General features: G+C 63.3%; 13 protein-coding genes. 9 read left to right on the forward strand and 4 right to left on the reverse strand.

What is annotated here, in order from left to right; translation table 11 throughout:
- Positions 1-6 precede the first annotated feature (6 nt).
- The 5 genes from ubiA (at position 7) to MGMSRV2_RS18120 (ending at position 3628) form a co-directional block, all read left to right on the forward strand.
- Positions 7-921 (forward strand): 4-hydroxybenzoate octaprenyltransferase, encoded by a 915-nt coding sequence (gene ubiA, locus MGMSRV2_RS18100; protein ID WP_024081829.1) that lies wholly within the window; start codon positions 7-9, stop codon positions 919-921.
- Between the two features lie 2 nt (positions 922-923).
- Positions 924-1571: a class I SAM-dependent methyltransferase gene (locus MGMSRV2_RS18105; protein WP_024081830.1), complete on the forward strand. Its 648-nt coding sequence runs from the start codon at positions 924-926 to the stop codon at positions 1569-1571.
- Positions 1572-1763: 192 nt separating this feature from the next.
- Positions 1764-2531, forward strand: coding sequence for a hydroxyacylglutathione hydrolase (gloB, locus tag MGMSRV2_RS18110; RefSeq protein ID WP_024081831.1), 768 nt, complete (start codon positions 1764-1766; stop codon positions 2529-2531).
- 75 nt (positions 2532-2606) lie between these two features.
- The gene (locus MGMSRV2_RS18115; RefSeq protein WP_024081832.1) at positions 2607-3212 is read left to right on the forward strand and encodes a glutathione S-transferase N-terminal domain-containing protein; all 606 of its coding nucleotides are present in this window, start codon (positions 2607-2609) and stop codon (positions 3210-3212) included.
- Positions 3209-3628 carry a cupin domain-containing protein gene (locus tag MGMSRV2_RS18120; protein ID WP_024081833.1) on the forward strand — a complete coding sequence of 140 codons (420 nt, stop codon included), beginning with the start codon at positions 3209-3211 and terminating at the stop codon, positions 3626-3628. The genes MGMSRV2_RS18115 and MGMSRV2_RS18120 overlap by 4 nt, the downstream gene beginning before the upstream one ends.
- A 156-nt stretch (positions 3629-3784) precedes the next feature.
- Here the strand turns inward: MGMSRV2_RS18120 and gltB are convergent, their stop codons facing one another.
- The 3 genes from gltB to MGMSRV2_RS18135 all read right to left on the reverse strand — a co-directional run bounded on the left by gltB (position 3785) and on the right by MGMSRV2_RS18135 (position 10432).
- Entirely contained in the window at positions 3785-8314 is a 4530-nt protein-coding gene (gene gltB, locus MGMSRV2_RS18125) for a glutamate synthase large subunit (RefSeq protein ID WP_024081834.1), read from the reverse strand.
- Between the two features lie 67 nt (positions 8315-8381).
- Complete coding sequence (locus tag MGMSRV2_RS18130) at positions 8382-8993, reverse strand: glutathione S-transferase family protein (protein ID WP_024081835.1); 612 nt, start codon at positions 8991-8993, stop codon at positions 8382-8384.
- Positions 8994-8998: 5 nt separating this feature from the next.
- Complete coding sequence (locus MGMSRV2_RS18135; protein ID WP_024081836.1) at positions 8999-10432, reverse strand: NAD(P)-dependent oxidoreductase; 1434 nt, start codon at positions 10430-10432, stop codon at positions 8999-9001.
- A 266-nt stretch (positions 10433-10698) separates the two neighbouring features.
- Here MGMSRV2_RS18135 and MGMSRV2_RS18140 point away from each other — a divergent pair, with 266 nt between their 5' ends.
- The gene (locus MGMSRV2_RS18140; RefSeq protein ID WP_024081838.1) at positions 10699-11499 is read left to right on the forward strand and encodes an undecaprenyl-diphosphate phosphatase; all 801 of its coding nucleotides are present in this window, start codon (positions 10699-10701) and stop codon (positions 11497-11499) included.
- 88 nt (positions 11500-11587) lie between these two features.
- Positions 11588-12250, forward strand: coding sequence for an extensin family protein (locus MGMSRV2_RS18145; protein WP_041634815.1), 663 nt, complete (start codon positions 11588-11590; stop codon positions 12248-12250).
- A gap of 113 nt (positions 12251-12363) precedes the next feature.
- Here the strand turns inward: MGMSRV2_RS18145 and MGMSRV2_RS18150 are convergent, their stop codons facing one another.
- Complete coding sequence (locus MGMSRV2_RS18150; RefSeq protein ID WP_024081841.1) at positions 12364-12600, reverse strand: (2Fe-2S)-binding protein; 237 nt, start codon at positions 12598-12600, stop codon at positions 12364-12366.
- Positions 12601-12816: 216 nt separating this feature from the next.
- Between MGMSRV2_RS18150 and bfr (MGMSRV2_RS18155) the strand changes: the two genes are divergently transcribed.
- Both bfr (MGMSRV2_RS18155) and bfr (MGMSRV2_RS18160) read left to right on the forward strand, forming a co-directional pair.
- Entirely contained in the window at positions 12817-13296 is a 480-nt protein-coding gene (bfr, locus tag MGMSRV2_RS18155; RefSeq protein ID WP_024081842.1) for a bacterioferritin, read from the forward strand.
- An 11-nt stretch (positions 13297-13307) separates the two neighbouring features.
- Positions 13308-13787 (forward strand): bacterioferritin, encoded by a 480-nt coding sequence (bfr, locus tag MGMSRV2_RS18160; RefSeq protein WP_024081843.1) that lies wholly within the window; start codon positions 13308-13310, stop codon positions 13785-13787.
- Positions 13788-13809: the final 22 nt, after the last annotated feature.

The following is a 13809-nucleotide window of genomic DNA, read 5'->3' on the forward strand; positions in this document are numbered from 1 at the left end:
GCGGCCATGAACGCAAGCCCGACCCTGAACGGGGATATCCCCGTCGGCAATTGGATCGACCGCTGGATACCGGCGGTGATGCGCCCCTATCTGCGGCTGATGCGGCTGGATCGTCCCATCGGCACGTGGCTGTTACTGTTCCCGTGCTGGTGGAGCATCGCCCTGGCCGGTGAAGGCTGGCCCGATTGGCGGCTGATGATTTTATTCGCCGCCGGCAGCGTTATCATGCGCGGGGCCGGCTGCACCATCAACGACATGGCCGACCACAAATTCGACGCGCTGGTCGAGCGCACCAAGGGCCGCCCCATCCCGTCGGGGGCCGTCAGTGTCACCCAGGCCGGATTGTTCCTGGTCGCGCAATTGCTGGCCGGGCTGGTCATCCTGACGCAATTGAATGCGGCGGCGATCTGGTGGGGCGCGGCCTCGCTGGCCCTGGTCTTCCCCTATCCGCTGATGAAGCGCATCACTTGGTGGCCGCAGGCTTGGCTTGGCCTGACCTTCAATTGGGGGGCCTTGCTGGGCTGGGTGGCGGTGACCGGCCAGATGGCGGCGGCGCCCTTGCTGCTGTATGCCGCCGGCATCCTGTGGACCCTGGGCTACGACACCATCTATGCCCATCAGGACAAGGACGACGACCAGCTGATCGGCGTCAAATCCACCGCCCTGCGCCTGGGCGCCCACACTGGCCCGGCCCTGGCCGGCTTTTATGCCGGCGCGGTGGTGCTGATGGCGGCGGCGGGGATGGCCGCCCACTTGTCCTGGCCGTTTTATCTTCTGTTGCTGCTGTCCGCCGGACAACTGGCTTGGCAGGTGCGGTCGTTGCGTATGGACGATGCCGCCGATTGCCTGGTCAAATTCAAATCCAACCGCCTGTTCGGGTGGGGGCTGCTGGCCGCCATCATCGCCGGCAAGGTGCTTTAGATATGATCGAAGACCCCGCCGGTTTCATCAAGGCCAATACCGAGGTGGCACAGCCGCCGGCCTGCCCGGAAATTTCCCTGTGGACCGCCACCGAAGTGACGCCGCTGTGGGAAGCGACCGAGGCGGCCTTGCTGCGTGTCAATTTGCCGCCGCCTTATTGGGCGTTTTGCTGGGCCGGCGGCCAAGCCTTGACCCGCTATGTCCTCGACAACCCGGACATGGTGCGCGGCAAGCGGGTGCTGGATTTCGCCGCCGGCAGCGGCGCCTCGGCCATCGCCGCCGCCAGGAACGGCGCCGCTCATGTCCAGGCGGTGGAAATCGATGCCATGGCTGCCACCGCCATCGGTCTCAATGCCGAATTGAACGCGGTGACAATCGAGGTCATCTGCGCCGATATCGTCGGTCAGGAAAACCGCTGGGACGTGGTGGTGGCCGGCGACGTCTGTTATGAAAAGCCGATGACCGAATACATCTTTCCGTGGTTGCGTAAGCTGGCCGCCGACGGTGCCCTGGTGCTGATGGCCGATCCGGGCCGCGCCTATCTGCCCAAGCATGGGCTTTTGGAGGTGGCGCGCAAAAAGGTCGCCACCAGCCTGGAGTTGGAAGACCGCACCACGCGCGAGGTGGTGATCTACAAAATCGTCGGCTAGACTTGCTTCAGATGAAGCGGGGGATGTGAATCCATTGGCGCTTCCACCTTTCCCCCGTCATACCCGCGCAGGCGGGTATCCAGGAGTCGCGGAAAAGGTGGTGGTGCACCCTCTGGACTCCCGCCTTCGCGGGAGTGACGGATCAGAGGGAGGCAAACAGAGTTTTTCCGCCCCCTGCCAGGAGATCGGATCATGGCCCGTCTCGTCGTCCACCAGATTGCCGTATTGTCCGATAATTACATCTATCTGGCGCACGAGCCGGAAAGCGGCGCCACCGCCGTCATCGATCCGGCGGCAGCCGGGCCGGTGCTGGCGGCGCTGGCGGCCAAGGGCTGGCGGCTGACCCATATCCTCAATACCCATCACCACGGCGACCATACCGGCGGCAATCTGGAACTGAAGGCGGCCACCGGTGCCCAGGTGGTGGGCGCACGCAAGGACGCCCTGCGCATCCCCGGTATCGACATTGAAGTGGGCGAGGGCGAATCGTTCCTGCTCGGCCATGCTGCGGCCATGGTGATGGAAACCCCCGGCCATACCAGCGGTCACATCGCCTTCTGGTTTCCCGACAGCCATGCGCTGTTTTGCGGCGACACGTTGTTTTCCTTAGGCTGCGGGCGGATGTTCGAAGGCACCCCGACCGAGATGTGGCATTCCCTGGCGCGGCTGCGTGATCTCCCCGGCGACACCCTGGTCTATTGCGCCCATGAATATACTGCCGGCAATGGTCGTTTCGCCCGGCTGGTGGAACGCGACAACCCGGCCATGCTGGCCCGTGTCGATGAAGTGGCGCGTCTGGCCGGGCGCCCGTCGGTGCCCAGCACGCTGACCCAGGAACGCGCCGCCAATCCGTTTTTGCGCGCCGACGTGCCGGCGGTGGCCCGTGCCGTCGGCATGGACGCGGGAACCGACCCGATTTTGGTTTTCGCTGAATTGCGCCGACGCAAGGATGTGTTTTAATCAATCCGGCAGAGGGGAACCAAGACCTGCGGCGAAACGCAAGGCCATCCCCAATCACCCAGGAGAACGTCTTCCATGAAATTGCGCTATTCCCACACCTCGCCTTATGCCCGCAAGGCCTGGATGACCGCCATCGAATGCGGCCTGGACGACAAGTTGGAAATGATCAAGACCAACGCCTGGGCGTCCGAGGCCGATTTCGTCGCCGAAAACCCGCTGTCGAAAATTCCGGCATTGACCTTGGAAAACGGCGTCACCTTGTACGATTCGCCGGTGATCTGTGAATATTTGGACAGCCAGCACAGCGGCCACAAGCTGTTCCCCGATCATCCGGTGGAACGCTGGCGCCAGTTGACGCTGCAAGCCCTGGCCGATGGCATCCTGGATGCCGCCGTGGCCATCCGCATCGAACAGACCATCCGGCCCGAGGACAAGCGCTGGGACGGCTGGATGGAGCGGCAGCAAGCCGCCATCATCCGCGCCCTCGACGTGCTGGAAAAGGAAGTCGGCCATTGGGGCGGTGTCTTCCTGATCGGTCCGATCAGCGTCGCCTGCGCCCTCGGCTACCTGGATTTCCGCAAGGCCGTGGCTGATTGGCGGACCGGCAGGCCGCATCTGAGCCATTGGTTCACCACCATCCATAACCGCCGCTCGGTGCGCGACACCGAACCGCAGGAATGAGCGCACAAGCAATCATCGACCGGTTGGGGCTGCGGCCCCACCCGGAAGGCGGCCATTACGGCGAAACCTATCGCCATGAAGCGGGCGATGGCGGACGCGGCGCCTGTACCGCCATCCATTATTTGCTGCAAGCGGGTGAACGATCCCACTGGCATCGGGTCGATGCGGTGGAAATCTGGCTGTGGCATGGCGGCGAGGGGCTGAAACTGTCCATCGCCGCCGCCGCGGACGCCCCCGTCCACGAGATCATCCTGGGCGGTGACGTCCTGGCCGGTCAGCAGGTCCAGGCGGTGGTCCCCGCTTACGCCTGGCAAGCGGCGGAACCCTTGGGCGCCTGGACCCTGGTGTCGTGCGTCGTCGCCCCGGCCTTCGACTTCGCCGGTTTCGAGATGGCGCCGCCCGGCTGGACCCCCTGAGCGGGGGTTACTCCATATTCCGGTGATCGGAACCGATCACCGACGCCCTCATGCGGCGGGCGCATCCCTCCGGGATGCTTGCCTCCCACGGCATAAGCCGCGCGGCGCTTTGCGCCTAACCAAGTCCCGGTGAGTCGAGCTCATCGGGACTTGGTATTATTCCGCCGCCACTTCCGCCGGTTTGGTCGCCGGGTGTTCCAGCCGGTTCAGCATTTCCTTGGGCACGATCTGGCGGAACTTGGGCAATTGGCGATCCCAGTCGGCCAGGATGCTTTCCGCCCAGGCCGATTGGGTTTCGGCCACGTGTTCCTTGATCAGGCCCTTCAACACGCCTTGCCAATAATCGGTTTCGACGCCCTGGATGATGATGCTTTCCGGGTTGGCGTTGTGGCCGAAGCGGTTGTCGGTGTCGAAGACGAAGGCCATGCCGCCGGTCATGCCGGCGCCGAAATTGGCACCGACCGACCCCAGGATGATTACGGTGCCGCCGGTCATGTATTCGCAGCCGTTGGAACCACAGCCCTCGATCACCGCCACCGCGCCGGAATTCCTGACGGCGAAGCGTTCCCCCGCCTGACCGGCGGCGAACAATTTGCCGGCGGTGGCGCCGTACAGCACGGTATTGCCGATGATGGTGTTGTCGTTGGACTTGAGCGGGCTGGACACCGGCGGGCGCACGACGATGGTGCCGCCCGACAGGCCCTTGCCGACGTAATCGTTGGAATCGCCGAACACTTCCAGCTTCAGCCCCTGCACGGCGAAAGCGCCCAAGCTTTGCCCACAAGAACCCCTGAGGCGCACGGTGATGTGACCGGGCTGCAAGCCGGTCATGCCGTACTTCTTGACGATCTTGTGCGAAAGCTTGGTGCCGATGGCGCGCTGGACGTTGCGGACGTTATAGGCCAGCTGCATCTTTTCGCCTTCTTCCAACAGCGGCTTGGCGTCCTCGATGATCTGGGCGTCCAGCGTTTCCGGCACTTCGTTGCGCTCTACTTGCGTGCAATAGCGGGCGTGACCGCCAGCATCGGCCTGGGCCAACAGCGGGTTCAAGTCCAGATCATCCAGATGGGCGGCGCCACGGCTGACCTGGGATAGCAAGTCGGTGCGGCCGATGATCTCGTTCAAGCTGCGCACACCAAGGCTGGCCAGGATTTCCCGCACTTCCTCGGCGATGAAGCTGAACAGGTTGACCACCTTTTCCGGGCTGCCGGTGAACTTAGCCCGAAGTGCCGGGTCTTGCGTGCACACCCCCACCGGGCAGGTGTTGGAATGGCACTGGCGCACCATGATGCAGCCCAGCGCGATCAGGCTGGTGGTGCCGATGCCGAATTCTTCCGCCCCCAGCATGGCGGCGATGACGATGTCGCGCCCGGTCTTCAACCCGCCATCGGTACGCAATTTCACCCGGTGGCGCAGGCGGTTGAGGGTCAGCACCTGATGGGCCTCGGACAGGCCCAATTCCCACGGCAGGCCGGCGAATTTGATGCTGGTCTGGGGGCTGGCGCCGGTGCCGCCGACATTGCCGGAAATCAGGATGATGTCGGCCTTGGCCTTGGCGACGCCGGCGGCGATGGTGCCGATGCCGGACCGCGACACCAGCTTCACCGTCACCTTGGCGATGGGGTTGATCTGCTTGAGGTCATAGATCAACTGGGCCAAATCTTCGATGGAATAGATATCGTGGTGCGGCGGCGGGCTGATCAGCATGACGCCGGGGGTGGAGTGGCGCAGCTTGGCGATTTCCACCGTCACCTTGAAGCCGGGCAACTGGCCACCCTCACCGGGCTTGGCGCCCTGGGCCACCTTGATCTCGATCTCGCGGCAATTGTTGAGGTACTCGGCGGTGACGCCGAAACGACCGCTGGCGATCTGCTTGATGGCCGAATTGGCGTTGTCGCCGTTGGGACGCGGGCGATAGCGTTCCGGGTCCTCGCCGCCCTCGCCCGACACCGACTTGGCGCCGATGCGGTTCATGGCGATGTTCAACGTGCCGTGGGCTTCCGCCGACAAGGCGCCCAAGCTCATGCCGGGGGTGAGGAAACGCTTACGGATTTCGGTGATGCTTTCCACCTCGTCCACATTAACCGCCGCCCCCGTGGGGGTGAAGTCGAGCAGGTCGCGGATGGAAATGGGCGGAAGCCGGCGCAGGCCGTCCGAGTACTTTTTATAGGTGGCGTAGGAATCGGTGGCCACCGCGCTTTGCAGCAGGTGGATCAAGGTGCCGTCGAAGGAATGGGCCTCTTGCCCACGGCGGACGCGGTAGAAGCCGCCCACCGGCAGCACGGCCTGGGCGGCGGTGAAGCCGGTGGCGTGTTGTTCGATGGTCTTCTTGGCGATGCCGGTCAGGCCGATGCCGGAAATACGGCTGGTCATGCCGGGGAAGAACTCGGCGACCAAAGCGCGCGACAGGCCGATGGCTTCGAAGTTGCAGCCGCCGCGATAGCTGGAAATGACCGAGATGCCCATCTTCGACATGATCTTCAACAGACCCTGGTCGATGGCCTTCTTGTAATTGCGCACGCATTCTTCCAGCGTCTGGCCGGGGAACAGGCCGCGCCGCCAGCGGTCGGCGATGGCTTCCTGGGCCAGATAGGCGTTGACGGTGGTCGCACCGACACCGACCAGGACGGCGAAGTAATGTACGTCGAGCGCTTCCGCCGAACGGATGTTCAAGCTGGTCCAGGTGCGCAATTTCTCCCGCACCAGATGGGAATGGACGCCGGCGGCGGCCAGGATCATGGGCACGGCGGCGCGGCATTCGTCCATGGACTTGTCCGACAGGATCAAATGAGTGCAGCCGGCGCGGACCGCCTCTTCCGCCTCGCGGCGGATGCGGGCCAGGGCGTCCTTGAGGGCGTTTTCCCCCGCCGACGGGTCGAAGGTGCAATCCACCTCGGCGGCGGCAACGCCCATGTAGCGGCGCATGGCCTCGAACTCGGCGGTGGACAGCACTGGGCTGTTCAGCGCCAGGACGTCGCACTGGCTTTCGTGCTCGTCCAGGATGTTGCCCAGATTGCCCAGACGGGTGCGCAAGCTCATGACCTGGGATTCCCGCAAGGAATCGATGGGCGGATTGGTGACCTGACTGAAATCCTGCTTAAAGAAGTGGTGCAGGCCGCGATAATGGTCGGACAAAACCGCCAGCGGCGCGTCGTCGCCCATGGAGCCGATGGCTTCCTTGGCCTCTTCGACCATGGGCTGCAGGATCAGTTCCATGTCTTCCATGGTGATGCCGCAGGCGACCTGACGGCGCTTCAATTCGTCCGCCGACAGCTCCGCCGGTTCCGGCGCCCCGGTCTTGACCAGGGAATCCAGTTCGGTGATGCGGCTGGTCCACTTGTCATAGGGGGCGCGGCCCGACAGCATGTCCTTCAAGTCGCGGTCGCGGTACAGCTTGCCCGCTTCCAGGTCGACGGCGATGGTCTGGCCCGGTCCGACCCGGCTTTTCTCGATGACGTCGGTTTCCGCCACCTTGACCATGCCGGTTTCCGATCCGACGATCAGCAGGCCGTCCTTGGTGATGGTGACACGCATGGGGCGCAGGCCGTTGCGGTCCATGCCGGCCACCACCCAGCGGCCATCGGTGGCGCAGATGGCCGCCGGGCCGTCCCACGGCTCGATGACGGCATTGCAATAGCTGAAGAAGGCGCGGTGCGCTTCCGGCATCTGGGTGTTGGAGCCCAAGGATTCCGGCACCAGCATCTGCTTGACCATGGGGGCGGGGCGGCCGGCGCGGACCATGACCTCGAACACGCTGTCGAGCGCCGCCGAATCCGAGCTGCCGGCTTGGATGATCGGCTTGATGTCCTCGATGGCCGGACCGAAGGCGTCATGGGCCATGCGCGGCTCGTGCGCCTTCATCCAGTTGAGGTTGCCGGCCAAGGTGTTGATTTCGCCGTTATGGGCCAACATGCGGAAGGGCTGGGCCAGCCGCCAAGTGGGGAAGGTGTTGGTGGAATAACGCTGGTGATAGATGGCGAAGCGGGAAATGAAGCGCTCGTCCAAAAGATCGGGATAGAAGCTGGTCAGCTGCTCGGCCAGGAACATGCCTTTGTAGATGATTGAGCGGCACGACAGCGAGCAGATGTAGAAATCGGTGATGTGCTCGGCCAGCACCTGCTTTTCGATGCGGCGGCGCAGGATGTAAAGGTCGGTCTCGAACCGCTCTTCCGGCGTGCCTTGGGTGTTGGCGACCATGATCTGTTCGATCTCGGGCCGGGTGGCATTGGCCTTTTCACCGATGATCGAGACGTCCACCGGCACCTGACGCCAGCCATAGATGGCGTAGCCCATGTTCAAGATGGCGGTCTCGACGATGCAGCGGCAGCGTTCCTGCGCCCCCAGATCGGTCTTGGGCAGGAAGATCATGCCCACCGCCAGCCGCCCCGGCACCGGCTCGTGGCCGGAATGGCGGATGTGTTCCTTGAAGAAATCCTGCGGCAATTCCACGTGGATGCCGGCGCCGTCGCCGGTCTTGCCGTCGGCGTCCACCGCGCCCCGATGGAACAGCACCCGAAGCGCCTCGATGCCGGCGACCACCACGTCGCGGCGCGGACGGCCGTCAAGACTGGCCACCAGACCGACGCCGCAGGCGTCGTGGGGCCTGGTGTCGATGCCGGCTTCTTCCAGTGTCGCGGCGTTTTCCAGATACTCGGCAACGAAGGTTTCGCCGTTGTTCCGGATCATGGTGCTCTCCATCAGATGCGGGCCTGAGGCCCGGTAAAGTTCAAGTCGTATGGCGGCGGGGTGGCGGTCAGGCGGCAAAGCCCCAATCGGGCTTCACATGCGCCGGCAGGGCCTCGACCCGTTTTCTCCAGGCGACCATCGACGGATAGGGGCTGGTGTCGATTCCCGCTTCCTCGGCCACGCTGGCATAGGCGTAAAGGACGATGTCGGCGGCGGTGAAGCGGCCCAAGGCCGCCCAGTCATGGGAGCCGAAATGGCGTTCCAACGCCGCCAGACTGTCTTGGGCCACCTCGAGGCGCTGGGCATAGACGTCGGGGCGCTGGGTGTCGCGGCCGGTGATCTTCAGCATGCGGGCCAGCCCGATATTGGGCAGAATCTGGCTTTGCTCGAAGAACATCCAGCGCAGCACCTGGGCCCGCTCCAACGGCGCGGTCGGCAACAAGGGCGTGCCTTCGGCCATGTACAGCACGATGGCGTTGGATTCCGGCAGGCAGGTGCCGTCTTCCAGTTCCAGCACCGGCACCTTGCCGGCGGTGTTCTTGGCCAGGAAATCCGGCTGACGGGATTCCCCCGCCTTCAGATCCTTGGTCACCACGTGCAGCGGCAATCCCAGATGGCTGGCCAGCAGCCGGACCTTGTAGCCGTTGCGCGACAGCGGGTTGTCATAGAGGGTCGGCATGGTGATTACTCCGCCGCGATGCGGCTTTTGGCCTTGATGTAACGGTCGATGGACAGGGCGGCGTCGCGCCCGTCCTTGATCGCCCACACAACCAGACTGGCGCCGCGCACGATGTCGCCGGCGGCGAAAACACCGTCCAGCGTGGTCATGTGGGTGCGCTCGTCCATGACCAGGGTGCCCCAGCGGGTGACGTCCAGCCGCTTTTCGCCGAACAGGCTGTGCATGTCCTCGGGGTCGAAGCCCAGGGCCTTGATGACCATGTCGGCCTTGAGCTCGAAATCCGAGCCGTCGATGGGTTCCGGCGCCTGCCGGCCCGAGGCGTCGGCCACGCCCAGATGCATGCGCACGGACTTGACGCCGCTGACCTTGTCCGTGCCCAGCACTTCGGTCGGCGCCGCCATCCAGACGAACTCGACGCCTTCTTCCTCGGCGTGGGCGACTTCGCGTTGGCTGCCGGGCATGTTGGCGCGGTCGCGGCGGTACAGGCACTTCACCGACTTGGCGCCCTGGCGGATGGCGGTGCGCACGCAATCCATGGCGGTGTCGCCGCCGCCGATGACCACCACGTCCTTGCCCTTGGCGTTCAACGTGCCGTCGTCATAGGCGGCGACGCTGTCGCCCAGGCCGACCTTGTTCTGGGTGATCAGGTAATCCAGGGCGGCATGGATGCCGGGCAGCTTGTCGCCCTTGATGCCCAGTTCGCGGCCCTTGTAGACGCCGGTGGCGATCAGCACGGCGTCATGGCGGTCGCGCAGCTCGGCCAGGCTGACATCGACGCCCACATGGATGCCGGTTTCCAGCTTGATGCCGGCCTGGGCCAGCAATTGGGTGCGCCGTTCGACCACGCTTTTCTCCAGCTTGAAGCCGGGGATGCCATAGATCAACAGCCCGCCCATGCGGTCGTGGCGATCATAGACGGTGACCTGATAGCCTTTCTTGCGCAAGGCCTCGGCTGCCGCCAGACCGCCGGGACCGCCACCGATGATGCCGATGGACTGGGCCAGTTCCTTGTGCGGCCGGGGCGGATGGACCCAGCCCTGGGCAAAGGCGAATTCGGTCACGTGCTTTTCGATGGCGCCGATGGTCACCGCCTCGTGGGTGGATTGCTCCAGCACGCATTTGCCTTCGCACAGGCGGTCCTGCGGGCAGATGCGACCGCAGATTTCCGGGAAGGTGTTGGTGGCGGCCGACATGGCGTAGGCTTCCTCCATGCGCCCTTGCGCATTCAGCATCAGCCAGTCGGGGATGTTGTTGCCCAGCGGACAACCGATCTGGCAGAACGGAATGCCGCATTGTTCGCAGCGCGACGCTTGGTCGCCGGCGCGGTCCAGGTCGAAGGCCAGGCTGATTTCGCCGAAATCGCCCTTGCGCGCAGTGGCGGCCCGCTTGTCGGGCTGCTTTTGGTCGAGCCGGGTGAACTGAAGCATCTTGCGGGTCATAGCCGGGGCCTCTTTTTCGGGCATGGATCGGGCTGCCTAATTCAGCGCCAATATCTATACGGCAGAAGAAATGCCAAATTCCACTGAAATTTTGCACAAAGGTCAGCTTGGTTGACTAATTTAACCGCCGCGTCGGCGTGGGCGGTGATGGGGTGGCGCCAAACAGACTGTCCCAAAGTAAAATAATACCGATATGGGACTAATCCCAATGTTCCTGCATTTCGGCGCCAATGCTATATAGGCGTTTGGAAGGCTGGGGTGTTGCGATGACCTATCTGGATATTGTGCTGATCGCGGTGATCCATGGGCTGGCGGGCGTATTGCCGTTGTCGGCTGGTGGGCATTTCGCCCTGTTCTCGGGTCTGGCCTCCGATCCCAAGGGCTTCGCCGTCGTTTCCATCGCCGCCCATCTGGGGGTGGCGGCGGGGCTGATGCTGTGGTTGTGGCGGGATTGCCTGGCCATGGCCACCGGGATTGGCCGCATGGTCAAGGGCAAGTCCGATCCCGGCGGGCGGCTGTTTCTGCTGTTGTTGGCGGCATCGGTGCCGGCGGGTTTGCTGTCGGCGTGGCTGCTGACCGTGTTGGTGCCGGCCAATGGTCAGGTGCTGGCGGCGGCATGCCTGCTGATTTTTGGCTTGTTACTGGCCTTGGCCGATCGCTGGGGAGTGACGGTCAGCCGCATCGAGCACCTGGGGTATGGCGCTGCCGCCATCATCGGTCTGGTGCAGATGGTGGCGTTGATCCCTGGTGTGTCGCGCACCGGCTTGGCGGTCACCGTGGCGCGGGTGTTGGGCTATGAACGGCGCGAGGCCGCGCGTCTGGCTCTGCTGCTGGGGATTCCGGCCCTGATTGGCTTGGGTTTGTTCAAGCTGTGGCACGTGCGCGAGGCGGTGCCGTTGCTGCTGTCCACCGATCTGCTGTTGACCGCCGGTCTGGCGGCTGCGGCGGCTTGGCTGGCTGCCGGGGGCATGTTGGCGTGGTTGGGGCGGCACACTTTTCTGCCGTTTTGCCTGTGGCGGATCATGTTGGGGTCCGGGGTTATCGCCCTTTATTTCCTCTCAGCTTGAAGACGTCCCTGCAATCCACTGACTCTGTTGATTTTTACCGTAAAAATTCGCTAGACTTCGGCGATTGTTCATCGCCGGGACCGCCGCCATGCTCCATCGTTTTGCCCTGTTGGTCCTGCTGGCTGGTCTGGCTGCTTGTGCCCAACCTGCACCGCGGGTGATGCAGGCGCCGCCGCCGGTCCTTGACCCCGACAGCGCCTGTTTGGCCGAATTGCAGGATATGCGCGTCCGTTTCGAGCCGGTAGCCGCCTTTGGCGACCCCGAGGAAGGCTGCGGCATCGATAATCCGGTGAAGGTCTCGGGCACGGGCGGGGCCTGGAACCGCCCCGGCGTGGTTGCCTGCCCCATGGCCCGCACCATCGGTCGCTTTGAAAACGAGGTGGTGCAGCCGGCGGCGCGGGCGCGTTTTGGTCAGGGGGTCAAGCGCGTTCATCATGCCGGCACCTATGATTGCCGGGTGCGGCGCACCTCGACCAAGGTGGCGGCGGCCTTGGGCGGCAGTCGCGGCGGGCGTCTGTCAGAGCATTCGAAGGGCAGGGCCATCGACATCATGGCCTTCGAACTCGATGACGGCACCATGGTGTCGGTGAAGAAGGATTGGCGCGGCCAAGGGGCCAAGTCGGCCTTTCTGCAAGAGGTGGCGCGGGCCTCATGCTCGGTGTTCAACGTGACGCTGACCCCCAACCATGATCGCCTGCACCACGACCATCTGCATCTGGATATCGGGCCGCACACTCTGTGCGGCTATTGATCACCCTTGGCGGGTGGAGTCGGGGCTGAGGGAATGCGCCCGGCGAGGCTGCGCAATAACCGGATCAGACTGTTAACGTCCAGACTGCGCCACATCATCATGTTGGTGTCATCCTAACGGGTGCAGCCGCGGCAGCGTTTGTGCTTGGTCGCCGGCTCGCCGTCATGGGCGTGACGACGTTCACCGACGCCTCCGCACTCGCCCAGCAGGCCGCGCAGGGTGGCGACACAGCGACCGCACCGCATCTCGGCGCCGAAATGGCGAAAAACCTCGTCGGCGGCAACGGCGCCGCCGGCCATGGCGGCATGAACCTCGCGGTCGGTGATGGCGTTGCAGACACACACATACATGGGCGGCCTCGCTTGGGTTTGTCTCACCCTAGTCGATACGCAATTGCGAGGCAATCGCAAAATAGTGGCAATCCCATAATTTCAATATAAGTAAATAATGATTTAGTACTTGTGAAAAATTTTGCCAGAACTGTCAATTTTAGACTGGAAGAAGTTGTTGCAAGTAACCACTTCGTACAAGATGCGAAAAATGCCCGGTTACTTAAGGAGATGAATATGCGCGGAAGCCCGAAAGTGATAAGCGTTCTCAATAGGCTGCTGACGGGGGAGCTGACCGCTGCCGACCAGTATTTCGTCCATGCCCGCATGTTGGAAAACTGGGGCTTCAAAGTGCTTTATGAACGCATCGAGCATGAACGCCATGACGAGTTGGACCATGCCGGCTTGCTGATCAACCGCATCCTGTTCTTGGAAGGCGTGCCCGACGTGGCCAGCCGGGCGGCGCTGAATATCGGTTCCGATGTGCCCAAGATGATGGCCAACGATCTGGCCTATGAGCTGCAAGTGGTGGACGAGTTGAAAGCGGCCATCGCCCTTTGCGAATCCGAGCGCGATTACGACACCCGCCGCATCCTGGTCCATCTGCTGGAAGAGACCGAGCAGGACCACGTGCGCTGGCTGGAAGTGCAGGTCGGCCTGATCGACAAGCTGGGCCTGAAGAATTATCTGCAAAGCGCCGCTGGCGAGATCGCGTAAGGAGACGTCCGATGAAAGCCAACCGCACCGTGCTGGCCGCGCTTAACGACGTGCTGCGCCATCAGCTGACCGCCATCAATCAGTATTTCCTGCACGCCCGCATGATGAAGAATTGGGGCTTCAACGCCCTGGGTAAGCATGAATACAAGGAATCCATCGAGGAGATGAAGGCCGCCGACAAGCTGATCGAGCGCATCTTGCTGCTGGAAGGCCTACCCAATCTGCAGGATCTGGGCAAGCTGCTGATCGGCGAAAACGTGCCGGAAATGCTGAAGAACGACTTCGCCATGGAAAAGGACGCCCATGCGGATTTGGTGAAGACCATCGCGCTTTGCGAAAAGCAGGCCGATTACGTCAGCCGCGATCTGCTGAGCGAGTTTCTGGAAGAATGCGAGGAACGCATGGACTTCTATGAAACCCAGCTGGAACTGGTGAAGAAGATGGGCGAGCAGAATTATCTGCAATCCGCCGTCGGCGCCTTGGAGGACTGAAGTTTTTGACCCCCGGCGCCCA

The organism is Magnetospirillum gryphiswaldense MSR-1 v2 (assembly GCF_000513295.1).
GTDB classification, from domain to species: Bacteria; Pseudomonadota; Alphaproteobacteria; order Rhodospirillales; family Magnetospirillaceae; genus Magnetospirillum; species Magnetospirillum gryphiswaldense.

Coding starts and splice junctions, on each gene's coding strand:
- MGMSRV2_RS18135 (WP_024081836.1), bottom strand. CDS start 10,432: ATGACCCGCAAGATGCTTCAGTTCACCCGGCTCGACCAAAAGCAGCCC.
- gltB (WP_024081834.1), bottom strand. CDS start 8,314: ATGATCCGGAACAACGGCGAAACCTTCGTTGCCGAGTATCTGGAAAAC.
- bfr (WP_024081843.1), top strand. CDS start 13,308: ATGAAAGCCAACCGCACCGTGCTGGCCGCGCTTAACGACGTGCTGCGC.
- MGMSRV2_RS18150 (WP_024081841.1), bottom strand. CDS start 12,600: ATGTATGTGTGTGTCTGCAACGCCATCACCGACCGCGAGGTTCATGCC.
- MGMSRV2_RS18115 (WP_024081832.1), top strand. CDS start 2,607: ATGAAATTGCGCTATTCCCACACCTCGCCTTATGCCCGCAAGGCCTGG.
- MGMSRV2_RS18140 (WP_024081838.1), top strand. CDS start 10,699: ATGACCTATCTGGATATTGTGCTGATCGCGGTGATCCATGGGCTGGCG.
- MGMSRV2_RS18105 (WP_024081830.1), top strand. CDS start 924: ATGATCGAAGACCCCGCCGGTTTCATCAAGGCCAATACCGAGGTGGCA.
- MGMSRV2_RS18145 (WP_041634815.1), top strand. CDS start 11,588: ATGCTCCATCGTTTTGCCCTGTTGGTCCTGCTGGCTGGTCTGGCTGCT.
- MGMSRV2_RS18120 (WP_024081833.1), top strand. CDS start 3,209: ATGAGCGCACAAGCAATCATCGACCGGTTGGGGCTGCGGCCCCACCCG.
- MGMSRV2_RS18130 (WP_024081835.1), bottom strand. CDS start 8,993: ATGCCGACCCTCTATGACAACCCGCTGTCGCGCAACGGCTACAAGGTC.
- gloB (WP_024081831.1), top strand. CDS start 1,764: ATGGCCCGTCTCGTCGTCCACCAGATTGCCGTATTGTCCGATAATTAC.
- bfr (WP_024081842.1), top strand. CDS start 12,817: ATGCGCGGAAGCCCGAAAGTGATAAGCGTTCTCAATAGGCTGCTGACG.
- ubiA (WP_024081829.1), top strand. CDS start 7: ATGAACGCAAGCCCGACCCTGAACGGGGATATCCCCGTCGGCAATTGG.